This window comes from Pseudomonas sp. BLCC-B112, assembly GCF_028550695.1.
In the GTDB taxonomy this organism is placed as follows: domain Bacteria; phylum Pseudomonadota; class Gammaproteobacteria; order Pseudomonadales; family Pseudomonadaceae; genus Aquipseudomonas; species Aquipseudomonas danubii.
The window spans coordinates 967,288-991,760 of record NZ_JAQQGK010000001.1; the positions used below are offsets into that span (position 1 = coordinate 967,288).

Sequence of the window (24,473 nt, forward strand, 5' to 3'; positions counted from 1 at the left end):
TCTTGGAAAGAGTGTGAAGAGTTTTTTATGTTGTATTTTTACTCCTCACGGATTGCCGGGAGGCACGTTCTTAACTTTCATGAAAAAGAATTCACTGTCTCGATAACCGTGTGGCATCCGTTTGATAACCTTTATTCGATTGTTGATGCCTTTTAACTGACCGGTATGCATCGGTCAGCGAATCCGGTATCACGATATCTCGCCAGTATGTCTTACGTCGCTTGGAGAACTGGATCAGGCTTGTACCCACTTTCATGCGCATGGTGCTGTCATTGCTTTCAAGTGGCTCTCCAGTGCCAGACCGTGTTGACTCGTTTTGAGTTCATCCTTCATCAGATAAGCCGTTATCAACGATTGATTGGCAGCAAGTAGTTCCTTTAAACGGCTCTCTTGCTCCGGCTTCTTCAGATTCTCTGGATTGCGCGGCAGTAAGTCCAGGGGCTTGCTTGATGAGCTTTAGGGCCGGCTTGTCGTGACGCAAACGTGGTGGGCAGCGGCATCAGCGCCGGGCGCAATGTCAGCCTCGACGCCGGACGTGACGTCAATGTCGTGGCGGCACAGAACAGCTCGGCGGAGCAGGACTGGAAAAAGAGCAAGCAAGTCGGCGTGGGCGTCAGCAGTGACGACAACGGTGTGAGTTTCTTCGCCGGTGCTGAGCGCAACAAGGAAAAGAACCGCGTCGAAATCCAGACCGCTGCCGCCAGCCAGATCAGCGCCGGTGCAGACCTGTCGGTCAACGCAAAGCGCGACATCAATCAGATCGGTTCCGACCTTCGGGCCGATCACGACATCAATCTGGTGGCCGGCCGCGACATCAAGATCGACGCCGCCCGGGAAGTGCGGGTGACCGAGCAGCAGCGTGAAAGCGAGCGCAATGGCCTGGGTGTCACCATTAACCACAACTATGGCAAGACCAAGGACGCGGTCAACGGCGCCGGCGACGGTGAAAACAACACCAGCAAAGCCTCCAGCACCCTCAAGGCCGTCGACTCGGTCAGCCAGTTCCTCGCCGGGCCGACCGCTGACGTCAAGCTTGGCAACAGCAAGCAAAGCAGCAGCCAGGAGATCATCGAGCAGAGCAACCGCTCTTCAACCCTGCAGGCCGGCAACGACCTGAACCTCACGGCCAACAACGACGTGACCGTCAAGGGCAGCCAGTTGGGTGCCGGGCGCGACATCAACATTAAAGGGCGAGACGTCACCCTGGATGTGGCCAAAGGCAGCATCAGCGAGGAAACCCGCAACACCGAGATGTGGGGCGGCATTCACGGCGGCACCAGCGGTGGCTTCAAGATCGGCGTCGGCGGCAGTTTCGGCACCGCCAGCACCGAGAGCAGCCAAGGTTCCTCCACCGCCACCCAACTGGATGCCGGGCGCGACATCAACCTCAAGGCCAGCAACGACCTGAACCTGATCGGGACCCAGGCCCAGGCCGGACGCAACATCGACCTGGATGCCGGTAACGACCTGAACATCCGCGCCGCGCAGAACGACCACAGCAGCGAGAACAACCGCAACAGTGGTGGTGGGGAGATGGGCTTCACCTTTGGTTCAGAAGGCGTGGGTGTCTACGCCAGCGTCAGCATGGGCAAGGGCAATCTGGAGCGTGAAGGCGAGCGCCAGCAAGAGGCTTATCTCTATGCCGGGGACCGTCTGGGCTTCACCAGTGGCAAGGACACCAACATTTCTGGTGCCAACCTGCGTGGTGATGAAGTGATCGGGCGTGTCGGGGGGGACCTGAACGTCGCTTCGGTCGCCGACACCGGCAAGGTCAAGGGCAAGGAATTCGACATCAGCGTCACCGCCACCTTTGGTCCTGCTCCGGGGCTCAGTGGCTCAGTCGGTTATGGCCAGACCACCGGCAAGACCGACTGGGTTGAAGAGCAAACCCGCATCACTGGCAAGAACAAGGTCGATATCCGCACCGAAAACCACACCCAAATCGACGGTGCGCTGATCGCTGCTGACAACGGCAACCTCAAGCTGGACACCGGCACCCTGGGCTTCAGCGATATCGCCGGCAAGGACAAGGAACACGGCTATTACCTGAACGTGGGCGGCACCTACAGCTCCGGTAGTGGCACCACACAAGACAGCAGCCAGGTGGGTAAAGGCAAGGAAGGTGAAACCGGCTGGAGCGTCAGCGGCTGGGATTACCAGAAGGACCGCGAGCAGATCGTGCGCGCCACCGTCGGGGCGGGCGAGATCGTGGTGCGCAAGGATGCCGAGACCGGAGCCGATTCAACCGCCGGGCTGAACCGGGATGTGAGCAAGGCGTATGAGATCACTAAGGATGAGGAGTCGCGTACGGATCTGTATGCGAGCAGTTCTTCCCTTGGGGCGGTGGCGAGCCCGAAGAAGGCGTATGAGCAGTGGAAGAAGAGTGTTGAGTTGTATGGGGAAAAAAGCCGGGAGACGATGGTAAAGCTGACCCTTCTCTTGGCCAGCATGGGCGTTCTAATCGCGTCGCCAGACAATCTTCAGGGCACATCCGAAGACATTAATAGAGTTCTGGTAGAAACCGAAAACTATCTAAAAGCCTTCAGTAAGGATGAGAACAGACGTGCGGAGGCTATTGAGTTTCGCCTGAGGGAGCAGTTGGGAGACTTAAGTTCCGATGGGGAAAAGATTCTCCTCGCTCGGATGAAGGAAATTGTCCGTGAAAGCCCTGAGAAATCAGTTGAGCTGACAGCAATGATTTCCACTCTGAGAGGCTCTCCTACAACGGCGCAGAATTATGTACAAGGAGTAGCCTATGCTGGAGCAATGGCAGCACTTGCTGCGGCTCTGGTCTATCCTACTTTGACACCTGAAAGTCAAGAGCGGATGCGTAACTCTGCTAATTCGATGATTAAAGCTGTAAGTCAAGATTTCGCTTTAACAAAGGAGCAAATGCAGAACCAACTCAAGGTTACGATGGCAGCCTGGGAAATGGTCATTCTCATGCCGTTCCCAGTTCATCTACTTGATGACGAAAACCGAAAGCTGGTCAATCCGATTGTTGATGCATCAGGAGAGAATCCTGCCAGTGGGGGCTACGCTGAGGGTGGCGGAGTTATTACAACGCCACATACCGGCGGTACTCAACTGGATGGGGTGCAGAAGGATGGTGCCTATGTGACTCCGGAGCACAAGCTGAATCCGGGGGTGATGGCTAATTCATCTAGCACTCCTGAGGGGCGTGTACTGACAGGTCACTCGGTTGAAAGCTTGCGACGTCATGGTTTTAAGGATCTTAAACAGGTTGATGATGTGATTAACAATGCAACACACAAAGTCAATCAAAGGGATGGTGCTGTTGTTTTTGTTCAGAAAGTAGGGGTGGGTAGTAAGGCAAAGTATAATTTGGTTGTTGAAGGTGAAGAGGGTATTTTTACTGGTATGCGTAATTTTGATAGGTTTGATGTTCAGAAGATGGCCCGAAACCAAGGCTGGGAAAGTTTTCCTTTTTAAGTGAGGAAGTAGCGTGAGGATTGAACTTGAATCCGAGGCAGGGGTGCTGAGATTTTTTGTTAAAAGTACAGAGGCTAAGAATTGTTTTTTTGATTTTGATATTGTCTGTGCTTGGAGTAAGAAGTTTTCAGGTTGTCTGCCGGATAGATATTTTTGCAGTTTGAACTTTGACGATATAAATAGACTCGTGGAGTATTTTTATAGGCATAAGCTGTCAGTGCTCGCCGATAAGGTTGATGGGGCGTTGGTTTTTATGCCGTTGGAAAATGATTTTCAAATAAGGTTTATGGCGGGAGAAGCTGATAGCTTGGAGGAGGGGTATTTTTGGATCGGAATTTTATTTAATTTTGGAGGGAAGGATGAAGATTCTCCAAATGTGTATTTCGGATTTGAAGCTAGTGTTGAGTTTTCAGCAGTAGATGATTTTTGTAGCTCTTTGATGGGGTTGATCCCTGATAAGTAGAGTATTAGATCGCGTCGTCAGACAACCTTCAGTACAAATCCGAAGAAATTAATAGAGTCTTGGTAGAAACTGAAAACTACCTAAAAGCCTTCAGTAAGGATGAGAACAGATGTGCGGAGGCTATTGAGTTTCGACTCAAGCAGAAGTTCGGAGATCCAAAATCTGACGGGGAAAAGCTTCTCGTCGCTCGAATGCAGGAAATTGCCCGTCAGAGCCCTGAGAAGTCAGTTGAACTGACAGCGCTCATCGGCCGCCTCCGCGATTCTCCTGCAGGCGCAAATAACTATGCTCAGGGGCTCGCTAGTTCGGGGGTTATGCTTGCCCTGGTTGGCGCACTGGCTTATCAAGCGTCCACACCTGAAAATCAAGCGCGGATGCGTAACGCGGCCAACTCCATGATTGAAAGTGTCAGCCGGGGCGTCTCTGAAACAAAGGAGCAAGTGCAGAGTCGGCTGAGGGTTTCGATGGGGCTTTGGGAGTTGGTAACCCACATGCCGTTTCCAATTCACCTGCTTGATGACGAAAACCGAAAGCTGGTCAATCCGATTGTTGATGCATCAGGAGAGAATCCTGCCAGTGGGGGCTACGCTGAGGGTGGCGGAGTTATTACAACGCCACATACCGGCGGTACTCAACTGGATGGGGTACAGAAGGACGGTGCCTATGTAACTCCGGAGCACAAGCTAAGTCCGGGAATTGTGTATAGTGAAAAGGTATCGGAAAAAGGAACTGTGACCATTGCACAGAACCTCCCTGATAGTAGATTGCCTCTACAAAAAGAAATTGATATTGCTAATATTCTTGCCGAAGAGCGAGGGGTGAGTGTTCTGTTGAGAGGCTCTAATACACCAAGTGGTGACGCGACTATTCGTTTGCCAGATGGCACAAGGCTTCGTGCAGAGTTTAAAACTTTTGAAACTCCAGATGCTCCGGTGTCAGAGCTGACGGATAATCGTATAAAGAGAATATTTGAGCGAAATATTAGTACCGGGAGTTCGCAGCTTAATGGTTTTCCAAGTGCGGTGGTGATTGATGCGCGTGCATTGAGTTTGTCATCTGAGCAGGTTGCTGGCTATATAGATAGAGCTTTAAATAACGTGGTGCCGAAGCGTCCTGAGTTGGAGCAGGTATTTGCAATCACACAACATGGGGTTATTCAAATGCCGATTGTGAGAGGGAAGTAAATGGGTACGTATTATTATTTGTGCTGCAAAACTTGCCGAATTTCATTGAACTTAGGAAAGAAGCTGGCGAAGGAGGGAGGGCGATTAGTTGTTCAGGGGGTTTACTCTGACAAGGAAAGAGCTTGGCTTAATGATAAGCGTGCGTGGGATATTATTCAGGCCTTTTTTCAGCAGCATGAAGGGCATGATTTACTATTCGTTAATGATGACGACTTTTCGCAGATCCAGTTGTATGACTATGTTGAAGGGGACGACTTTTTGGAGGGGGGGACTTGATTGGTGGGTTTTCTGTAATAACAATTTTTGTTATGGCTGCTGCGTAAAGGTCTAAAGGAAGTGACGTACTGGATACAATAGGAAATATCTGTAGCCTAAATAGAGAGGAGGGGGGTGTTTGGTATTCTAAATTTACTTTAGTTTCTGATGCGGGAGTAGTAGGTGTTTGTGGAAAAAAATGGTGGGGCGGCTGTCTGAATATAGTGGGGAGAGGGCGGTGAAGAGCTTCTAGGCGGCTTTCCTAACTATTGGTTAGGGATGGGGGATGTTGAGTTGTTGTTGTTGTTGTTGTTGTTGTTGTTGTTGTTGTTGTTGTTGTTGTTGGCCGAGATTGCTTGTTTGGTTTCGGAAGTCGAGTTGTGGGCTAGTATTGATGATATCGCGATTTCCCCTAATACCAAGTGGTATGCCCAAACTGGTACGGGTGGAATTTATACAGCTAAAGGTGACCCCGCTAAATGGATTGCTTATGAAGTTCGTGATGGAGTTCGTATGCGAGTTATTTGTTAGCCAGCTACAGGGAAAGTTATTACTGCTTTTCCGGATAATGCACCTATGCCAGCCTATAAGCCCATTAAGTAGGTTTTATGTGCGCGGATCGAATTCTTAAATTTGGAGAGATGTTTCAGGTGCGGCTGGACTCTAGCCTGCTCCAGGGAACATTGGACTATGTGGCATGTAACGAGGAGAGTTTAGCTTTCGAAATTTTATGTGACCATGTTTGTGAGTATAATGTGCTCATAACGGAAAGTGAGTATAGAGAGGCTATGCAGTTGGCCTTAGATATGGGATTTGATGTAAAGGCGGGGCCGTTCAAACATTTGATTGGATTAAAGCTATAGGCCAAATGTTAATACTCTCTCGATATCGCCATCAATGGCGAGAGAGAAAGGGCGACTTTCAAGCCGCCCCTTTTTTGCTTACTGAAGCACCTGCTCCTGCATCCGCCTCGTCGTCACATCCATCAAATCACACCCATCTCGCAGCAAAATGCTGCACACCAGCGACAGTTCCTGCAGCACCACTGCACCTTTGGGCGCGTCATCACAAATCGCGAAGTTTTCCAGTAGTTGAGTCACAGCGCGAATGCGATACGCCGCTGCATCGTGCAGGACGTCTATGGGGGCTTGGGTATCGATCAGCAGCGAGGGAATGTTGCAGTCGTGGCCGGTAATCGGCATGTATCTGTTCATGTGTAGACCTCTGTTTGACTGGCTGAATGCCTTCACCCGTTGTCGCCAAACAAGTGGGTGACGGCTGTACGCAGGTTGGCGAACCGACTACAGAGGTAAAGTCGGCAGATCCTGAGATCTCCCGCGCACAGCCGTCATAGAACTGCGTGTGCGGACGCAAAATACCTGCAAGCTGGATCTTTTGCATTCCCTCTGTAAATCAGGTCGCCAAACCCGGTCGTCCTTTCAACGACCCCTCGACTATATCCAGCGTTCCCCCTGTCCTTAAAGCCCCATTCCTACTGGATTGTCTGCTTCTGCCGTAAGGCAATTCCTAATTTGCCGAGCGTATCTTTTCGAGCCGGTTCGCCGTGATTTTCCTGGCTTACAATGCCGCCGCTTATCGCCATGCCACAGGTGGTTTTCAGGTGGCGGTGCGTTGTTGAAAACCTTCTCAAGGAAGATCCGTCATGCGTCTGTTATCTCTGCTCTTCACCCTCGTTCTGCTCGCCGGTTGTGCCTCCACCCCGGACTATTACATCTCGCCCAAACCGGTACAGATTCCCGCTACCGCCACTTACTGGATCGATACCTTCAACCTGCAGTTGGTCGGCGAGAGCGAGCGCTTTCTGCCCGAGGACAAGTTGCGCCAGCAACTGGGCATGGAGTTGATCCGGCAATTGGGCAATGCCAATCGCTACGCCGCCACCAAGGACAGCGCCGACTACCTGCTGGATGTGAATGCGGTGTACAAGCGCCGCCTCAGTGATTCCAAGGGTGGGCTGGTGTCGATGGTTGTCGATGACAATACGATCCTTGCCAGTGTCGATTTCGGCTACAAGGTTCAGGTCAAGCGCGACGGCGCCGAGGTGTTGCATTTCGCCCAGGAGCGCAATGGTTTGCAGCCTGCCGGGGCCGTGGGCCAGTTGCGCAATATGAAGACCATGTTGGGGGCGATCACCAACAGCGGTAACTCGGATGTGGAGAACTTCTACATTCGCGCTCTGCCGAAGTTCATCGTTCGTGATATCACGGCCATTCCTTCTCGTTGAGTGGGTGTGTCGGGATTGTAGAAGCGAGCTTGCTCGCGATGAACCCGATGGCGCCGCGCTCTGTCAGTAACAGCGCGTTATCGTTGGCGTTCTTCGCGAGCGAGCTCCTACATGGGGATCAACGTGCTTTTTGGGTTACAGCTTCTTCACCGGAATGCAGATCTCACACTCCAGCTCTCCCGTCTTGAGGTCGTAGTACGCATCCGCCGGGTAGCGCTCGAAGGCCGGGCGCGGGTCGAACTGCAGGCCGCTCTTGGGTAGCCAGTCGCGGCACAGTTCGATCCAGGCGTCGGCGATAGCTGGGCCCAAGCCGCGGAAGTGGGCCACGGCGTACAGGCCGCCGGGCAGGGTGGTGACGACGGCGGGGGCGCTGGCCTTGAAGTCCTTGGGCACTTCGACGCAGGCGTCGTAGCGGCATTTGTCGGCGGGGGTGAGGTCCGGGTCGTCGTGGCCGATGCCATAGCGCACGTGGTTGAACAGCTGGTGTTCGAGCATCCAGGGCATGGCGGTTTCGCGCCAGAACAGGCCGATGCCGGGCCCGTAGGCGCCGATGTAGCGCAGGTAGGCCACGCGGGTGGCGGGCAGTTGCTGCAGGGTGACGTTCATGCTGGTTTCCTTCAGATGAATGAAGGCGTCAGGATCGTCGAAGGCCGGGATGTGGGTCTGATCAGGATTGCTCAATTCACGCAGGCGGCGTTCGCGGATGTCGTCGAGGCGGCGGTGCCAGCGTTTGGGTTCGGTGTCGCGCCAGGTGCTGGGTGAGACCGAGAAGTGTTGCTTGAAGGCCCGGGAGAAGGCTTCGCCGGAGCCGAAGCCGACATCCATGGCGATTTCCAGGATTGAGGCTTCGGGGCGGCTGGCCATCAGATAAGCCCCACAGGCCAGGCGCCGACGCCGCAGGTAGGCCCCGAGGGGCTCTCCGACCCAGGCGCTGAACAGGCGGTGGAAGTGGTAGGGCGAGAAATGCGCCACCCGCGCCAGATCAGCCAGCTCCAGAGGCTGGTCCAGGTGTTGGTCGATATGCTCCAGCACCCGGCTCATGCGCAGGGTGTATTCGTGGAGGCTGTGGTAGGCGGCGCTCATGTTTGCAGATTAGTTGGCTGTGGAGGGGGACGTTGCAGTCTGTCGCAGATTTGTGCCGTTTGTGAGAGCGAATCGCCTGTCGGTACGATTCGCCGGCAGCCGGCTCCTACAAACGCCCCGTAGCCGGCTTGCCGGTGAACACGATCTTAAGCGTCACCACAGCAAGGGTGGCTTCCCTTGCCTTCGGGTGTCTGTTCGTAGCGGTCATGGAGGCGGACCCAGTCCATGATCTGCTCTTCATTGCGCCCTTTGGGCGTCAGGTCGAGGAAGTTATAGGCTCCCACCAGCAGGTCCAGTCCGCGGGCATAGGTGGAGTAAGTGTGAAAAATCTCACCCTGATCGTTGCGATAGAACAGGCTCAGGCCGGGCAACTCGGCTTCATCGCCACTGGCCTGTTCATAGTTGTAGGTCGCGGTGCCCGCGGCTAGCTGCTGGGCGCTGAGGCTGACACCGAAGTCCTGATTGAAGTCGTCACCGGCACTGGAATACCAGTCGAAGCGCCAGCCCATGCGTCGACGGAAGCTCTGGAATTGGGCATAGGGCGCGTGGGAGACAGCCACCAGCGTTACGTCGTGATGGGCCAGGTGCAGGTTGGCGCCGTCGAAGTGGTCCGCGAGAAAGGAGCAGCCCTTGCAGCCTTCTTCCCAGCCGGCGCCGAACATGAAGTGGTAGACCAGCAACTGGCTACGCTCGCCGAACAGTTGCGCCAGGCTCAGTGCTCCGTCGGGGCCTTGAAAGCGGTAGGGCTTGTCGATCTTGACCCAGGGCAACGCCCGTCGCTCGGCACTGAGCTGGTCGCGCTGGCGGGTAAAGGCCTTTTCATGGATCAGGTGCTGCTTGCGTGCGAGCAGCCATTGTTCCCGGGAGACCACGGGGTGATCGGTAGTGCTCATGGCGTTTCTCCTCAAGGCAGGGGGCATGGGTCTTACACACGCTAGTCGTTTGGCGCAGGGCTGGATCGACAAGCTGCCCAGCGGTTTTCCGATCAGGGGTCAGGCTGGCGCGGCGTATTTCCTGAACGGCTGAAAACCCGGTCGGTCACAACCTATGAACGGCATTTCATTCTCATGTCTGGAGGTTGAACCGCAATGACCACATATAACTGGGATCTGATTGAACGACTGCTGCACGAAGTGCAGAACGGCGCCGGCCACAGTTTCACGCCTCGCCCCTACGCCGAGCAGCATGCGGCGGCCAAGGAGGCGGAGGGTGAGCCCGCCGGCAATCTGGATGAACTGAAAGTCACCGCCACCCAGTACGAAAAGTTGCTGCTGGACCGGGGTTTTATTGAAACCAGGCCCGAGGAAGAAGGCGGCAACGGCGAGAACTTTGTACTGACGCCTCGCGGCTCAAGCCTGTTGTGTCTGATCGACAGCAGTATTCCGGGCAACGATCACCCGCGTCAGGTGCTGGATGAACAGGCTGATGCCCTGGCTGCGGATACCTTTGACGAGGTGGCCTCCAAGGCGCAGATCGCCTAGTTTCGCGATGCTAGCCCTGGCTTGCGTTCTGCAGGCATTTCAGGGCGGCGAAGTCCTTGCGTACACCGTCGATTTTCTTCAGCAGGTGCTGGCGTTGGTCCACGCTGCTGGCTGCCATCAAGTCAACCAACAGGCTGCGTGCGGCCTGTTCGGTGTGGGCGTAGGCCTGGCGGTAGTCGTCTGTCCATAAACTCTCGCGGTTGATCAGCAACTGCTCGATGCGCTGTGGGAAATCGCTGTCTCGGCGTTGCGCCACCGCGGCGCTGAATTGCGTCTGCCAATGGACGCGATTGGCGATCCACTGCTGGTTCTGCTCTCCCAGGGAGGCAGACCATTGCTCGATTCGTTGTTGCTGGCTGGGGGTCAGGGGGCCGAGCCAGGCATTCAGGCGCTTGCTCATGCGCTGACTGCGCTGCTGGATCTGTTGCGCCAATGATGACGTGAGGTACTGCTCGCGGTGTTCTTGCTGGTCCTTGGCGAAGGCGTTGTTCATCTCTTTGACTTGCCCGTCGTCCAGGCCCTGGAGCAGTTCTACAGCGGAAGGGGTGATCTGTCTTACAGTCTCGGCGATGGCCTGCTTGGCTTCCCGGGTTCGTGCTTGCAGGTCCTGATCACTGACCTGATTGCTCTGCACCATCAGTTGCAGGCGATCGAGCCAGTCCAGATAGCCGGGCAACTGGGTGCTGCAATGCCAGCTCAGGTGCTGCTGCAGACGCTGGTTGAACCAGCTTTTCTGCTCGCTGTTCATGTCCAGGTAGTCGTTGAGGGTCCAGGGGATGATTACATCCAGGTTGCGATAGGCCAGTCCGACTCGGCTGCAGGCGCCGAGCAGCAGGCTGAGGATCAGCAACGAGATAAGCAGGGGCCACTGGCGCGCCATGTTCGAGTCCTTGCGAGTTCGGGTTCCTGCATCTGAACCCGGAAGGCTGCCAGCCGTTCAGTCGCAGGGCGGAAGGCCGGCAGTGATGAACTGGGAGTTGGCTGAAACTATTGATCCAGAGAGCTGAAAGGATAGCGGCCAGGAACAGCGGATAAGGGCCGTTGGTCGACTTTTAGTGCTAGAGGGGGAGGAGAGAAGGGGTGCCAGTCCTAGCGCTTTGAGGGCAAAGCGCTAAGGGACCAGGATAATGCGGGGGAATTACTTTTTGCCGAGGCTGATCTGCTTGGATGGGCCGAAAGTCTGGCCGCTGACGCCTTTGGCAATTTGCTGGATTTCGCCGCCCGATTTCAGGAAGGCCGCGATTTGTTCGTTGATCGATTCGCTGGTTTCAACGGCGGGAGCTGGTTTTGCTTTGCTGTTGGAGGCTTTTACTCGCATGGCGGCCATTTAACCTTTTGGAAAATTAATTTGGCCAGGCATCTTATCAGAAATACTTGACAATTGCTTGGTAAATATCATCTGAAACAAAGGGTCGTTTTTTGGGCTTTTTCCTTAAGTTGATCTTGCTGACATCTTCCTAAGTGGCTGTTTTAAATAAAGACCCGTTACTGAAAATGCGGCCTGGTGGCTGTTTGCCCTTACCCGGCAGGTCGCTGTTGGCCTGACGAATGGCCGCTTGAGCGCCAGTGATGCTAGAAAAACCAAGGCTCTTCACGGAATTTTCCGGTCCGGGACTCAGGAGCGCCAACCTGGGCGTGGAAAACAGGTAGAATGCCGCCCACGCAATGAGGGTATTGGAAATGGCTTTAGTCGGGCGCTACAACAGTTTGCAAGTGGTTAAACACACTAACTTTGGTTTGTATCTGGACGGAGGGGCGGACGGCGAAATATTGCTGCCCAATCGTTATATTCCCAAGGACATTCCCAGTGAAGATGAAGACTGGTTGAATGTTTTTGTTTATCTGGACAGTGCCGACAAGTTAATCGCAACTACCGAAAAGCCGAAAGTTCAAGTTGGCGAGTTCGCCAGCCTTAAAGTCGTCGAAGTTAACAGTATCGGGGTATTCCTGGATTGGGGATTGCCCAAGGACCTGCTGCTGCCCTACTCGGAAGAGAAGCGCCAGATGAATGCCGGCGAGTACTGCGTGGTGCATGTCTATCTGGACAAGCACACCCGTCGTATCACGGCCACGGCTCGCCTGGACCGCTACCTGGACAAGACTCCGGCTAACTACAAGGTTGGTCAGGAAGTCGACCTGTTGGTGGCTGAATCCACCGACATGGGCTTCAAGGCGATCATCAACAACAAGCACTGGGGCCTGATTCACAAGAACGAAGTGTTCAAGTTCCTGCGCTCCGGCATGCAAGAGAAGGGGTTCATCAAGGAAGTGCGGGCCGATGGCAAGATCAGCCTGAGCCTGCAACCGGTGGGTGAAGAAGCGGCCACCAGCCTGAACTCGAAGATCCTCGCCAAGTTGCGCGAAAACAATGGCTCTCTGGCGGTCAGCGACAAGAGCGATCCGGCCTTGATCAGCAGTTTGTTCGGGGTCAGCAAAGGCAACTTTAAGAAGGCCATCGGCGCGCTCTATAAACAGGGCCAGATTGTCATTCACGCAGATCGTATCGAGCTAAGCTGATTCTTGTTTCGCTCTGGGGTGGATGTGCTTAAAGCCCCACCTCTTCTTTGTCTCGTGTTGCTTGTCTTTCCTGGTGCGGCCGGCCTTGCAGCACGACGGCTGGGCGCGCGCCTGGGGGCGTTGTCTTTTCCACAGCGGGTAGCTGTCATGTCGATGAATCAATCTGAGGGACTGCGGTGAGCATCGAGCGGCGCAACGCCGATGGTTTTGCCCTGCAGGTGATGCTGGGGTTGTGCCTGATCTGGGGCGTGCAGCAGGTGATGATCAAATGGGCGGCGGCGGATATTGCCCCGGTGATGCAGGCGGCTGCTCGTTCCGGGATTTCGGCGCTGCTGGTGGCCCTGCTGATGTGCTGGAAAGGGGGCTGGTCCCAGGTCTCCAGTACCTGGCGCGGCGGTTTACTGGCCGGCGCCCTGTTCGGCCTGGAGTTCCTGTTCATTGCCGAGGGGCTGAAGCTGACGAGCGCCGCGCATATGTCGGTGTTCCTCTACACCGCCCCGATCTTCACTGCCCTTGGGGTCAATTGGTTGCTGCCCAGTGAGCGGCTGCGGCCGTTGCAATGGTTGGGGATCATCCTTGCTTTCATTGGCATCAGCATCGCCTTTGCCGGTGGAATCTCCCTGGACAATCTGGATCGGCGCATGCTCCTGGGCGATGTATTGGGATTACTGGCGGGGCTGGCCTGGGGCGCGACCACGGTGGTGGTACGCGCCTCGCGATTGTCGGAAGCGCCAGCCACACTGACCCTGTTCTATCAGTTGATCGTCGGGTTCGTCGGCCTGCTGCTGATTGCGGTGCTCAGCGGCCAGGTGACCCAGGTCAGCCTGACCCCGGTGGCCGTGGCCAGTGTGTTGTTCCAGGGGCTGGTGGTGTCGTTCTTCAGCTACCTGACCTGGTTCTGGCTGTTGCGTCGCTATCTGGCGGCGAACCTGGCGGTGTTTTCGTTTATGACACCGATGTTTGGCGTGACCTTCGGCGTGCTGTTGCTGGGTGAGCCCTTGAGCCTCAACTTTGTGCTGGGGGCGCTGCTGGTGTTGTTGGGCATCACCTTTGTCAGCGCCGAGCAATGGCTGCGTCGGCGGATCAAGCGCTTTCTATAAGCCGCTGCCCATGCGCCTGCCGGGCAGGCGCCACAGGCGCTGCGGGCCAATGGCTGAATAGCCTTGGCCGATTCGCTTCAATCCAGTAACAGTTCATTGCTATTGCGAGGCAGCGCGCGGGAAAAGTTAGGACTATTATCTGCTTGAGGCGGCGCAGTATCGCCGCTCGGCACGACCCTGAGGGGGCACTATGAAAGACAAACTGCAAAGCTGGCTGCACGACCTTGGTGTCGCACTGGGCCTGATCGAGCCACCGCTGCAACCGGTGCCGATTCCTACCGACGAAGAACTGCGGCGCCGTCAGCAACGTCGTCGTTGAGCTCAGGGCGAGAGCGGAGTGCAGACTCCGGCTCTCGCCAGGGTTTTCTGGCCGGCAGTCGCTCGGCCATCCACCCGAGGCAATCGGGTCAATCCTGATTTTGCCGGGACTTTTCCAGCAACCATTGCACTAGGTCGTCGACCTTTTCCAGGCGCCAGAGCGCTCGCTGTTCTTCCCGGGGGGAGATGCAGAGATCGAACCTGTCCTCCAGGCGCCAGAGCAGCGCTTCGATATCCTCCCGGTCGAGTCCGAGTGCTTGCAGAGCGCTTTGGTCATCGAAGTCGGTGAGTTCATCCAGCCCCCGACGGATGAGCAGGTGTACGGCCGCGCGTGCTTCGGCCCGTTTCATCGCGTTACTCCCGAGGGGCGAGCAGGTCAGGCGGGACGGGCAGCGTCGGCGCGGGTCTTTTCCAGGATGACCTGGCTGAGTTCGCTGATGGAGTTGATCCGGTACAGATCAAGGTCCGGATCAAGGCGGATGCTTGGCTGGATGTCGAAACGGTCCATAAACACCTCGGGGCAGGGGAGAGGTTCTGATTGTTTTTTGACCCCGTCCAAGGGTGAAGCGATAGCGTGCCCTGAGGCTGCCAGCGATCCTTGTACTGTTCAGTAACAGTCGTCGCTGAATCAGATTACAGCAGAGGTTTTTTCCGGCGGTGGTGACCGCTCGTCCAGTGGGCGGCTTCCTGGGTCGGGCTGAAGCGAGCGTCATCCGGCGTTGTGGCACTTTTTCGTGGACGAAAAAAACGGGTGCGGCCACCGACGCCGCACCCGTCGAAGAAAGCTTCAGGCGTCTGACTTCAGGTCAGATCGCGTTGGCCAGAGGCACCGAGCGCCGGGAGACCAGGCTCACCACCACGAAACTCACCAGGCCCACGGCCAGGCTGTAGTAAATCGGTGTGTTGGCGTCCAGGCCGTCCTTGAACATGAAGAACAGCGCGGTCATGAAGCCCAGAGACATACTGGTGATGGCCCCGGCCGTGGTGGCGCGTTTCCAGTAGATGGCGCCGATCAGCGGAATCAGCATGCCGCCCACCAAAAGGTTGTAGGCCAGGGTCAGGGCACTGATCACGTCGCTCACTACCAGGGCGATACCCAGCACCACAACCCCCAGCAGCAACGTCGCGATGCGGTTTTCATGCACGTCGCCATTGCCGCTTTCACGGCCACCGCGCAGCCGCGGCAACAGGTCCTGGGTCACGGTGGTGGAGGCCGCCAGCAGGCCGGCGCTGGCGGTGGACATCAGGGCTGCCAGAGCCGCGGCAATCACCAGGCCGCGAACGCCGTTGGGCAGGCTGGTCTGGACGATGCTGGCGAAGGCATTGTTGACGTTATCCAGATCCGGCAGGACCACCTTGGCGGCCATGCCGATCAGCGCGCCGGCCAGGCCGTAGAGCACGCAATAGATGCCGGCCGCGGTCCCGGCAACCTTGGCTACCCCTTCGCTGCGGGCGGTGAACACTCGTTGCCAGATGTCCTGACCGATGAAGATGCCGAAGAAGTAGATCAGGAAGTAGGTGAGGATGGTGTCCCAGCCGATGGCGGTGAAGTCGAAATAGCTGGCGGGCAGTTTGGCCACCAGGGTATCCCAGCCGCCGGCATCGACGATGGACAGCGGCATCAGCAGGAACACCAGGCCGATGGTCATGATCAGGAACTGCACGATGTCGGTCAGGGTCAGCGACCACATGCCGCCGATGGTCGAGTAGAGCACCACCACACCGCCGCCCACCAGGATCGATACCCAGAACGGCAAGCCGAACAGCACTTGCATCACTGTCCCAATGGCAATGGTGGAGGTGGCGCCGATCATCAGTGCGTAGACCAGCATGATCAGTCCGCTGGCGTGGCGTGCCGCGGGGTTATAGCGGCGTTCCAGCACTTGGGTGACGGTGTAGATCTTCAGTTTCAGCAAGGGTTTGGCCAGAAACAGGCTGAGTCCGACGATGCCCAGGCCGATGGCGCCGCAAAGCCAGAAGCCGGAAATGCCGTGGACGTAGCCCAGGCGTACGGTGCCGATGGTCGAGGCGCCGCCCAGTACGGTGGCCGCCATGGTACCCAGGTAGAAGCCCGGCCCGAGGTTGCGGCCGGCTACCAGATAGTCATCACGGGTCTTGGCCCGGCGCATGCCGTACCAGCCCAGGGTGATCATGCCGGCGGCATAAATCAGTACTACGAGAATATCCAAGCCCATGTTCGGGTCCTCACAAGCAAGTTGTTATTGTTGTTGCCACCCGCCGATGCGGACGGTCACCCCGTTGACCAGTGGAGGCCGGTCTTCCGGAAGAGCTGCGGTTGCTGGGGCAGTTCAGGCCAAGGGGGGCCTGTTTCGAGAGAGGTCGTACAGGGTGCTGCGTCGAGGGGCGGGAATCTGGGCGTCCCCGTTGTTCATGTCGTTAAGGCTGTTTTCTTTATTGTTATTCATGATCTGCTCCGACCACGTTGGCTAAGGTGTTGCGCTCCTTTGCATGACGGTTCCATGGCCGCGCTCGTGCTTGAGCGCGGCACCAGCCCTCCCAGGGCCGAGACTCAGCGGTGGGCCACGCCGGGCAGTACGCAGAGCATTTCGTACAGCAGGTTGGCACCCAGCAGTGAGGTGTTGCCGGTGGTGTCGTAAGGCGGCGAAACCTCCACCAGGTCGCAGCCCACCAGGTCCAGGCCCTGGCAGCCACGGACGATCTCGATGGCCTGGATGGTGGTCAAACCGCCGATTTCCGGGGTGCCGGTGCCCGGAGCCCAGGCCGGGTCGATGCCGTCGATGTCGAAGCTCAGGTAAACCGGACCGTTGCCGACCTTTTCACGGACTTCGGCCATCAGCGGTTCCAGGGATTTGTGCCAGCACTCTTCGGCCTGGACCACACGGAAGCCCTGCTTGCGGCTCCAGTTGAAGTCTTCGGCGGTATAGCCCTGTGCGCGCAGGCCGATCTGCACCACGCGGTCGCAGTCCAGCAGGCCTTCTTCCACTGCGCGGCGGAAGGTGGTGCCGTGGGCGATCTTCTCGCCGAACATGTGGTCGTTGACGTCCGCGTGGGCATCGATGTGCACCAGCCCGACCTTGCCGTGTTTCTTGTGGATGGCCCGCAGGATCGGCAGGGTGATGGTGTGGTCGCCGCCCAGGGTCAGGGGAATCACGTTGTGTTCGAGGATGCCGTCATAGGCTTCTTCGATGATGCGCACCGCGTCCAGCAGGTTGAAGGTGTTGATCGCCACGTCGCCGATGTCGGCCACCGACAGCGAGTCGAACGGAGCGGCACCGGTGGCCATGTTGTAAGGGCGGATCATCACCGACTCGGCGCGGATTTCCCGCGGGCCGAAACGGGTGCCGGCGCGCAGCGAGGTGCCGATGTCCAGAGGCACGCCGACGAACGCAGCGTCCAGGCCGGCGGCGGATTGCAGATGGGGAAGACGCATCATGGTGGCGATGCCGCCGAAGCGCGGCATTTCGTTGCCGCCCAGTGGTTGGTGGAGAATCTTGTCCACGGGATAGGCCTCATCGTTGTTTTATATTTATGGGGCTGAGGGCGCAGCAGGTATCGCCCGTTCAACCGATTGGGCCGATTCTGCGAAATGTAGTGAGGGGAAAGAATCGCTACGAACAAATACTTAGTTCAGATTTTTCTAAACTAATGGCCGGGGTCGCGCTAGACTCCCGCACGGCTTCCAGGGCCCTGCGTGGTGAGTGAGCGAGCATCCGCTCGGTGGCGTAGCCACCGTTATCCGGGTTGCAGGGTCTGGTTGAAAGTGCGCATGGAGGTCATCGGGGCTGCTTGGTCGCCCGGCGCAAGTACGCTCTCTTGGCACAGGGAAGTGGTTGTTTTGCCTGTTATCGGAGCCTGTCATGGCCAACGCTTTACCTGATCTGAAACTATTGCGCATCTTCGTCAGCGTGGTGCGACATCAGGGGTTCGCCAATGCCCAGCACGAACTCAATCTCTCGACGTCGGCCATCAGCACCTACATGAGCCAGCTCGAAGGCGCCCTCGGGTTGGTGCTCTGCCACCGTGGCCGTGGCGGGTTCAGCCTGACCAGCAAGGGGGAGCTGTTCCACCAGGAGACCTTGCGTCTGCTGGGGGAGCTGGAGGGCTTCGAACAGTACGCCGCGGCCCTCAAGGGCGAGTTGCGCGGCACCCTGAACCTGGGGGTGATCGACTCCACCGTCAGCGACAAGGCCCTGCCGTTCGCCGAGGCCATCGGCGCCTATAGCCAGGAGCATCCGGCGGTGCATTTGCACCTGTCGGTGATGAGCCCCCACGAACTGCAACTGGGGGTCCAGGACAACCGCCTGGACCTGGCCATCGGCGCCTTTTCCACGCGCATGAGCGGCCTGGTGTACATGCCGCTGTACCGCGAGCAGCACTGGTTGTATTGCAGCAACCGGCATCCGCTGTACAGCGAGCGGCGCATTCCGGAGCAGGTCATCACCCAGCAGCGCATGGTCGGCCGTGGCTACTGGAGCCAGGCGGAACTGGCCCGGCACGGTTTCAAGCACAGCGCGGCGACCGTGGAGAGCATGGAGGCGCAGTTGATCCTGGTGCTGTCCGGCGCCTACATCGGCTACCTGCCGGAACACTATGCCCAGGCCTGGGCCGACAAGGGCGACCTGCGGGTGCTGCTGCCGGCAACCTTCGGCTACCAGGCGCCGTTCTCCCTGATCATGCGTCGTGGCCGGGGCCGTGAACCCCTGATCCAGACCTTTCGCGATCTGCTCAAGGCCCAGCTCAACCAGTCATAAGGAATTCCCATGTCCAGAGCACGCTGCGAGCGTTGCCTGCGTCCCACAGGCCATTGTCTGTGCCCGCTGATCCCGGATTTGCCCAGCCGCACCCGGGTGTTGCTGCTGCAGCATCCCAGTGAGGTCAACCACGCCTTGAACACGGCGCGGCTGGCGGCCCTGGGGCTGCACAATGCGCAGTTGCGGGTGGGCGAGGTGTTCGAGGATCTGCCGACGCTGCTCGCTCAACCCGGATACCGGGCTTGCCTGTTGTTCCCGGCGGACGATGCCCAGCCGCTGCAGGCCTATGCCGAGACCGATGAACCGTTGCTGCTGGTGGTGCCCGACGGCACCTGGCGCAAGGCCCGCAAGCTGTTGCACCTCAATCCGCTGCTGGCGGCCTTGCCGCGAGTGACCCTGGCCGCCGCGACGCCCTCGCGCTATCGCCTGCGCAAAGCCCCTGGACCGGGTGCGCTGTCGACCCTGGAAGCCATTGTCCAGGCGTTGCAGGTACTGGAGGCGCCGGCCTCCTTCGAGTCCTTGCTGCGCCCCTTCGAGGCCCTGATCGAAGGGCAGATCGCGGCGATGGGCGAAGACACCTACCAACGCAACCACGGCGCCAAACCCTGAGTTTTTTCTGTAGGAGCGGGCTTGCCCGCGAAAGCACTCTCAAGTCTGCGGCAAAGTCAGAGGGCCTCTTCGCCGGCCAGCCGGCTCCTACGTAGCCGGCACTCAGCGTTCGCGCATGGCTTCGGTGCGGGCCTTGAGCACGGGCTTGAGCAGGTAGTCCAGCACGCTTTTCTCGCCGGTGATGATGTCCACCGTGGCCACCATGCCGGGGATGATCAGCAGTGGATTGGCGTCGCCCCCCAGGTGGTTCTTGTCGGTGCGTACCTGGATCAGATAGAAGCTGTTGCCCTTGTCGTCGGTGATGGTGTCGGCGCCGATCAACTCCAGCTTGGCGCTCAGGCCGCCGTAGATGGTGTAGTCATAGGCGCTGAACTTGACCATGGCTTTCTGTCCGGGGTGCAGGAAAGCCACGTCCTGAGGCCGGACCTTGGCCTCAATCAGCAGGTTGTCTTCCATGGGCACGATTTCCACCAGGTCGCTGCCGGGCTGGACTACGCCACCGATGGTGTTGACCTTGAGCAGCTTGATCACGCCGTGCACGGGCGATACCACCGTGGTGCGGTTGACCCGGTCATCGATGGCGATCCCCGACGCGGTGATCTTCGACAGGTCGGTGCGTTTCTCGTTGAGTTCCTTGGCGGCATCGGAGCGGAAGGTCTGCACCGATTCATCGATCTTGCTCTTGATCTCGTTGATGGCCGATTCGGCCCGTGGAATGGCCAGGGTAGTGGCGTCCAGGGAGCCGCGAATCTCTACCGCGCTGCGCTTGAGCCGCAGGATTTCCACCGGTGACACGGCGCCAGTGCCCACCAGGGGAGCCGACATGTTCATCTCTTGATTGAGCAGGGCCAGGCTGGAGCTGTATTGCCCCTGCTTGGAGCGAAATTCCGCCAGTTCCTGGGTCTTCTGCCGCAACTGTTCGCTGAGGGTGCGCTGCTCGCTGGCCAGGCGTCGCTGGCGTTGGTCGTACAGCGAGCGTTCGTCTTCCGCCACTTGCGGCGCCTTGCTCAGCACTTCGGCGGATGGGGTGAAGGGCTTGCCTTCGGCTTCGGCGGACAGACGCTCGACCTGGGCCATCAAGGCGAAGCGATCCGCCTCGCTCTCGCCCTTGTTCGAGCGAAAGCGCGTGTCATCCAGGCGCAGCAGGGTCTGGCCCTTGTCCACCATCTGCCCCTCGCGGACGAAAATCTCGGTGACAATGCCACCTTCCAGGTTCTGGATCACCTGGATCTTGCTCGAAGGAATGGCCTTGCCTTCGCCCGTGGTGACTTCCTGGAGCACCGCGAACCTGGCCCATACCAGCGCGCAGAGGATCAGCGCGGCGGCGATCCAGACCGTCAACCGTGATCTGCGGGGCGAGTCTTGCAACGAGGCTTCTGCGGTTTCCGGCATGAATTCGCTTTCCGCACTTCGGCGAAAACTGCCCAGGTAACTGCGGGGTGACGATGGTGTCGACATGCTCGGCACTCCTAGACGGCTGCAGAGCCAACACGGCCCTTGCGCAGTGCATCGATAACCGCGTCTTTCGGTCCGTCGGCGACAATCCGTCCTTCGTCCAGAACCACCAGGCGGTCCACCAGGCTGAGCATCGAAGTGCGGTGGGTCACCAGCAGCAGAGTCTTGCCCTGGACCTTGGCGTGCAGGCGCTGACGCAGAGCGTCTTCGCTGCTGTTGTCCATGGCGCTGGTGGGTTCGTCCAGCAGCAGGATCGGCGGGTCCAGCAGCAGGGCCCGGGCCAGCAGCACCGCTTGGCGCTGGCCGCCGGACAGCAGTTGCCCACGTTCACCCACCGGCCGGTCGAAGCCTTGGGGGTGGGCGCGGGCCAGTTCGGTGACCCCGGTGAGTTCGGCGACTTCGAGCATTCGGGCATCGCTGATGTAGCGCGCGCCCAGGGTCAGGTTATCCCGCAGGCTGCCGGCCAGCAGCGGCAGGTCATGGGCGACGTAGCCGATCTGCTGACGCAGGTCGGCCACGTCCAGTTGTCGCAGATCCAGGCCGTCCAGCAGCAGTTGGCCTTCCTCCGGGGCGAGAAAGCCCATCAGCAACCGGGCCAGGGTACTTTTCCCCGAGCCGCTGCGGCCGATGATGCCGACCCGCTCTCCGGGCTTGAGGCTGAAACTGATGTTGTTCAGCGCCGGGGTGCTTTGCCCGGGGTAGCGAAAGCTCACTCGGCTGACTTCCAGGGCGCCGTGCAACTGAGTGCGCTCCAGAGGCCGCTGACGGGCATCGCGTTCCTGGGGCAGGGCCATCAAGGCGTCGGTGCTGCGCATGGTCAACTGCGCCTGTTGGTAGCGGGTGATCAGCCCGGCGATCTGTCCCAATGGCGCCAGGACTCGACTTCCGAGCATATAGGTGGCCACCAGGGCGCCGACGCTGAGGTTGCCGGCGATGATGCTGTAGACCCCGGCGACGATGGTGGCCATGCCGGACAACTGCTGAATGAACAGGGTGCCGTTGGTGGCCAGGGCCGAGAGGTTGCGGGCGTGGCTGTCGAGGCGGGTCAGGGCGCCGTGGGTGCTTTCCCACTTGTGCTGGCGTTCGCTTTCGGCGCTGCAGGCCTTGAGGGTTTCCAGGCCGCCGAGGGTCTCGATCAACAGCGCCTGACGTTCGGCGCCCAGGGCCAGGCTTTTTTGCACGGTGTCCCGCAGGCGCACCTGGATCAGCATGGCGAAGACGATGGTGATGGGGAACGCGAGTATCGGGATCACCACCAGCCAGCCCCCGAGCAGGCCGATCACCACCAGCATCAGCAGGGCGAAGGGCAGGTCGATCAGGCTGGTCAGGGTCACGGCCGTCAGAAACTCCCGCAGGCCCTGGAAGTCGTGGATGCTTTGGGCAAAGCCGCCGATGGTGGCTGGTCGGGCCTTCATGTTCATGCCGGTGATGCGTTCGAACAGGGTGGCGGAGAGGATCACGTCGGTCTTTTTCCCGGCCTGGTCCAGCAGGTGGGCCCGTACCACCCGTAACACCAGCTCGAACCCGGTGCCCAGCAGCAGGCCCAGGGTCAGCACCCAGAGGGTCGAGGTGGCCTGGTTGGGCACCACCCGATCGTAGGTCTGCATCACGAACAGCGGCACCATCAGGCCCAGCAGGTTGATCAGGAGGCTGGCGAGAATGGCGTCGCTGTAGAGCCAGCGCGAGAGCTTCAGGGTGTCGCGAAACCAGGCGTCGACCCTGGGCACCAGGGGGCTGCGCAGGTCTTCGAGTTCATGGCGGGGGCGGGCGAACAGGGCCTGGCCGCTGTATTCCCGGGCCAGTTCCTCGCGGCTCACCCACTGCTCGCCACCTTCGGCCTCGCTGGGCAGGATCAGGGCCTGGCCATCCTCGCCCCAGCGCCTGAGCACTGCGCAACGACCGCCTTGGAGGATCAGCAGCACCGGCAGGTTGAGAGCGGATATCGCCCCCAGTTCCCGGCGCAGCAGGCGAGCCTGAAGGCTGGCCCGGGCCGCGGCCCGGGGCAGCAGGTCGAGGCTCAGGCGTTGCTTGTCCAGGGGCAGGCCTGCGCTGAGGCTGCCCCGGCTGACGTTGCAGCCGTGGAGTCGGCACAGGATCAGTAATCCGTCCAACAGCGGGTCATCGAAGCTGGCACGCGGATCGGCGTGCGGGCTCCCGGGTTCGAGGCTGGTCAAATCGAGTCCTCCACGGGACTACTTCATTTCCGGCAGGCGCGCCTCGCTTTTCACTTCGCTTTGGGCGATGGCTTCGGCCGGTACCACGACTTTTTCCTTGCTCAGCAGTTCGCCCATGTTGGCCAGTACCCGGTACATGGAGAACTCTTCGGTGTAGCGCACTTCGGTGTAGCGGCGGTTGGCGTTGTACAGCTCGTTTTCACTGTCCAGAACGTCGAGCAGGGTGCGTTGGCCGAGGCCGAACTGGTCCTGATAAGCGGCCCGCACCCGGGTGGTGGTTTCCGCATATTCCCGGGCGGTGGGGGTCTGTTTCTTGGCGTTGAGCATGGCGTTCCAGGCCAGGGTGATGTTTTCGTTGAGCATGCGCAGCGCGTTGTTGCGGATGTCCATGGCCTGGTTGATCTTGTGCGCGTTGGACTGCAGGCGGGCCTTGTCACTGCCGCCGCGGAACAGGTTGTAGTTCATGATCACCCCGACCCGCCATTCGTTATCGTGGCCCAGGTCGCCCTGCACATTGTCGTTGGCGTTGACTGCGGCCTCGGCGTCGAAGCGTGGATAGAAGGGCGACTTGGCCACTTCGTACTGACTCTCCGCCGCCTGGATGTCAGCCTGGGCGGACTTCAGGTAGGGGTTGTTCAGCAGCATGCTCTGCTTGGCGTCGTTGAGGTTCTGCGGGATTTCGCCGCGGATCGACGGCAGGCTTTCCAGCTCGTCGGGCAAGCGTCCGACTGCGCTGTAGAAGTTGGCCTCGGCATCGGCCAGGTCGACCTGAGCGGTGTCGTAGTTGTTCTCCGCCAGGGCACGTCGGGCCTTGGACTGGTCGAGGTCGGCGGTACTGCCCACGCCTTGCTGGCTGCGCAGGCCGATCTGGTCGTTGACCCGCAGGTGGGCCTGCAGGTTGTTCTTGGCCAGGGTCAAGAGTTCACGGCGCTTGAGCACCTCCAGGTACACCTCGATGGTGCGCAGGGCGAGGCTTTCGGCGGTGCCGCGGGTGAAGTAGGCCCGGGAGTTGACCACCGACTGGGTGCGGCCCACTTCATTGGCCGTGTTGAAGCCGTCGAAGAGCATCTGCCGCAGGCGCAGTTCCGACTGGGTGTAATTCAGGGTCTCGGTGTTGTGGTTGCCGGTGCCGCGCGCCACCCCGTAGCCGCGGGTGGTGCTGTTGTCGCTGTAGCCGCGGCCATAGCCGGCATTGAGGTCCAGGCTGGGATAGAAGCCACCCTTGGCCACCTTCACATCCTCGTCGGCAGACAGCCGGTTGTTCTGGCTGGCGCGAAGTTCAGGGTGGTTGTCCAGAGTGCTCTGGATCGCTTCAGTCAAAGACATGGCCTGAGCCGGGCTGACACAGATTGAGGCCAAAAGAATTGCACCGCTGAGGGGGGTGAAAACGCGCATGGGTGTCT

The 24,473-nt window shown here is 58.8% G+C and carries 23 protein-coding genes and 3 pseudogenes; 13 read left to right on the top strand and 13 right to left on the bottom strand.

Annotated features, from left to right (window positions below; translation table 11 throughout):
• Positions 1-45: 45 nt before the first annotated feature.
• Positions 46-484: pseudogene (locus tag PQT43_RS31305) on the bottom strand (transposase); the annotation flags it as partial.
• Here PQT43_RS31305 and PQT43_RS31310 point away from each other — a divergent pair.
• From PQT43_RS31310 to PQT43_RS04500, 6 genes and pseudogenes are all read left to right on the top strand, one after another.
• A pseudogene (locus tag PQT43_RS31310) lies at positions 472-3,453 on the top strand (hemagglutinin repeat-containing protein); the annotation flags it as partial. The pseudogenes PQT43_RS31305 and PQT43_RS31310 overlap by 13 nt on opposite strands.
• Positions 3,454-3,466: 13 nt before the next feature.
• Positions 3,467-3,916, top strand: a complete 450-nt coding sequence (locus PQT43_RS04480; RefSeq protein WP_272753546.1) for a hypothetical protein — start codon at positions 3,467-3,469, stop codon at positions 3,914-3,916.
• 59 nt (positions 3,917-3,975) lie between these two features.
• Complete coding sequence (locus PQT43_RS04485; protein ID WP_272753547.1) at positions 3,976-5,100, top strand: hypothetical protein; 1,125 nt, start codon at positions 3,976-3,978, stop codon at positions 5,098-5,100.
• A complete protein-coding gene (locus tag PQT43_RS04490; protein ID WP_108544737.1) occupies positions 5,101-5,376 on the top strand; it encodes a hypothetical protein in 276 nt (91 codons plus the stop codon).
• A 369-nt stretch (positions 5,377-5,745) separates the two neighbouring features.
• Positions 5,746-5,958, top strand: a pseudogene (locus PQT43_RS31315) (hypothetical protein); the annotation flags it as partial.
• Positions 5,959-5,963: 5 nt separating this feature from the next.
• Entirely contained in the window at positions 5,964-6,218 is a 255-nt protein-coding gene (locus tag PQT43_RS04500) for a MafI family immunity protein (protein WP_272753549.1), read from the top strand.
• Between the two features lie 78 nt (positions 6,219-6,296).
• Here the strand turns inward: PQT43_RS04500 and PQT43_RS04505 are convergent, their stop codons facing one another.
• Positions 6,297-6,569, bottom strand: coding sequence for a hypothetical protein (locus PQT43_RS04505; protein WP_123393339.1), 273 nt, complete (start codon positions 6,567-6,569; stop codon positions 6,297-6,299).
• 449 nt (positions 6,570-7,018) lie between these two features.
• Between PQT43_RS04505 and PQT43_RS04510 the strand changes: the two genes are divergently transcribed.
• Entirely contained in the window at positions 7,019-7,600 is a 582-nt protein-coding gene (locus tag PQT43_RS04510) for a hypothetical protein (protein ID WP_267269571.1), read from the top strand.
• A 135-nt stretch (positions 7,601-7,735) separates the two neighbouring features.
• Here the strand turns inward: PQT43_RS04510 and PQT43_RS04515 are convergent, their stop codons facing one another.
• Both PQT43_RS04515 and PQT43_RS04520 read right to left on the bottom strand, forming a co-directional pair.
• Positions 7,736-8,683: an AraC family transcriptional regulator gene (locus tag PQT43_RS04515; RefSeq protein WP_115581841.1), complete on the bottom strand. Its 948-nt coding sequence runs from the start codon at positions 8,681-8,683 to the stop codon at positions 7,736-7,738.
• A 146-nt stretch (positions 8,684-8,829) separates the two neighbouring features.
• The gene (locus PQT43_RS04520) at positions 8,830-9,576 is read right to left on the bottom strand and encodes a DUF899 domain-containing protein (protein ID WP_110651992.1); all 747 of its coding nucleotides are present in this window, start codon (positions 9,574-9,576) and stop codon (positions 8,830-8,832) included.
• Positions 9,577-9,771: 195 nt separating this feature from the next.
• Here PQT43_RS04520 and PQT43_RS04525 point away from each other — a divergent pair, with 195 nt between their 5' ends.
• Positions 9,772-10,164: a transcriptional regulator gene (locus PQT43_RS04525; protein ID WP_272753550.1), complete on the top strand. Its 393-nt coding sequence runs from the start codon at positions 9,772-9,774 to the stop codon at positions 10,162-10,164.
• Positions 10,165-10,174: 10 nt separating this feature from the next.
• Here PQT43_RS04525 and PQT43_RS04530 read toward each other — a convergent pair whose 3' ends face one another.
• Together PQT43_RS04530 and PQT43_RS04535 are read right to left on the bottom strand one after the other, a co-directional pair.
• Positions 10,175-11,044: a DUF6279 family lipoprotein gene (locus PQT43_RS04530; RefSeq protein WP_272753551.1), complete on the bottom strand. Its 870-nt coding sequence runs from the start codon at positions 11,042-11,044 to the stop codon at positions 10,175-10,177.
• Between the two features lie 258 nt (positions 11,045-11,302).
• Positions 11,303-11,491 carry a hypothetical protein gene (locus PQT43_RS04535; RefSeq protein ID WP_016962619.1) on the bottom strand — a complete coding sequence of 63 codons (189 nt, stop codon included), beginning with the start codon at positions 11,489-11,491 and terminating at the stop codon, positions 11,303-11,305.
• A 353-nt stretch (positions 11,492-11,844) separates the two neighbouring features.
• Between PQT43_RS04535 and PQT43_RS04540 the strand changes: the two genes are divergently transcribed.
• The 3 genes from PQT43_RS04540 to PQT43_RS04550 all read left to right on the top strand — a co-directional run bounded on the left by PQT43_RS04540 (position 11,845) and on the right by PQT43_RS04550 (position 14,100).
• Entirely contained in the window at positions 11,845-12,681 is an 837-nt protein-coding gene (locus PQT43_RS04540) for a CvfB family protein (RefSeq protein ID WP_060838083.1), read from the top strand.
• 176 nt (positions 12,682-12,857) lie between these two features.
• Positions 12,858-13,781, top strand: coding sequence for a DMT family transporter (locus PQT43_RS04545; protein WP_102878814.1), 924 nt, complete (start codon positions 12,858-12,860; stop codon positions 13,779-13,781).
• A 190-nt stretch (positions 13,782-13,971) separates the two neighbouring features.
• Complete coding sequence (locus PQT43_RS04550) at positions 13,972-14,100, top strand: PA1414 family protein (protein WP_011059908.1); 129 nt, start codon at positions 13,972-13,974, stop codon at positions 14,098-14,100.
• A gap of 88 nt (positions 14,101-14,188) precedes the next feature.
• Here PQT43_RS04550 and PQT43_RS04555 read toward each other — a convergent pair whose 3' ends face one another.
• From PQT43_RS04555 to speB, 4 genes are all read right to left on the bottom strand, one after another.
• Positions 14,189-14,449 (bottom strand): acyl carrier protein, encoded by a 261-nt coding sequence (locus PQT43_RS04555; RefSeq protein WP_272753552.1) that lies wholly within the window; start codon positions 14,447-14,449, stop codon positions 14,189-14,191.
• A gap of 26 nt (positions 14,450-14,475) precedes the next feature.
• Positions 14,476-14,607, bottom strand: a complete 132-nt coding sequence (locus tag PQT43_RS04560) for a hypothetical protein (RefSeq protein WP_258381420.1) — start codon at positions 14,605-14,607, stop codon at positions 14,476-14,478.
• Between the two features lie 298 nt (positions 14,608-14,905).
• Positions 14,906-16,294, bottom strand: a complete 1,389-nt coding sequence (locus PQT43_RS04565) for a sodium:solute symporter (RefSeq protein ID WP_102878816.1) — start codon at positions 16,292-16,294, stop codon at positions 14,906-14,908.
• Between the two features lie 335 nt (positions 16,295-16,629).
• Positions 16,630-17,580 (bottom strand): agmatinase, encoded by a 951-nt coding sequence (gene speB / locus PQT43_RS04570; protein WP_011059912.1) that lies wholly within the window; start codon positions 17,578-17,580, stop codon positions 16,630-16,632.
• A 358-nt stretch (positions 17,581-17,938) separates the two neighbouring features.
• On the opposite strand from speB, the gene PQT43_RS04575 reads away from it, so the two are divergent.
• Both PQT43_RS04575 and PQT43_RS04580 read left to right on the top strand, forming a co-directional pair.
• Positions 17,939-18,832 carry a LysR family transcriptional regulator gene (locus tag PQT43_RS04575; protein WP_102861700.1) on the top strand — a complete coding sequence of 298 codons (894 nt, stop codon included), beginning with the start codon at positions 17,939-17,941 and terminating at the stop codon, positions 18,830-18,832.
• Between the two features lie 9 nt (positions 18,833-18,841).
• Entirely contained in the window at positions 18,842-19,441 is a 600-nt protein-coding gene (locus PQT43_RS04580) for a tRNA-uridine aminocarboxypropyltransferase (RefSeq protein ID WP_110595136.1), read from the top strand.
• A 102-nt stretch (positions 19,442-19,543) separates the two neighbouring features.
• Here the strand turns inward: PQT43_RS04580 and PQT43_RS04585 are convergent, their stop codons facing one another.
• The 3 genes from PQT43_RS04585 to PQT43_RS04595 are packed head-to-tail and all read right to left on the bottom strand — an operon-like array spanning position 19,544 to position 24,465.
• Positions 19,544-20,899, bottom strand: a complete 1,356-nt coding sequence (locus tag PQT43_RS04585; RefSeq protein WP_102878819.1) for an HlyD family type I secretion periplasmic adaptor subunit — start codon at positions 20,897-20,899, stop codon at positions 19,544-19,546.
• Between the two features lie 11 nt (positions 20,900-20,910).
• Positions 20,911-23,070 (bottom strand): type I secretion system permease/ATPase, encoded by a 2,160-nt coding sequence (locus PQT43_RS04590; protein WP_102878820.1) that lies wholly within the window; start codon positions 23,068-23,070, stop codon positions 20,911-20,913.
• 18 nt (positions 23,071-23,088) lie between these two features.
• Positions 23,089-24,465 carry a TolC family outer membrane protein gene (locus PQT43_RS04595; RefSeq protein WP_102861704.1) on the bottom strand — a complete coding sequence of 459 codons (1,377 nt, stop codon included), beginning with the start codon at positions 24,463-24,465 and terminating at the stop codon, positions 23,089-23,091.
• Positions 24,466-24,473 lie beyond the last annotated feature (8 nt).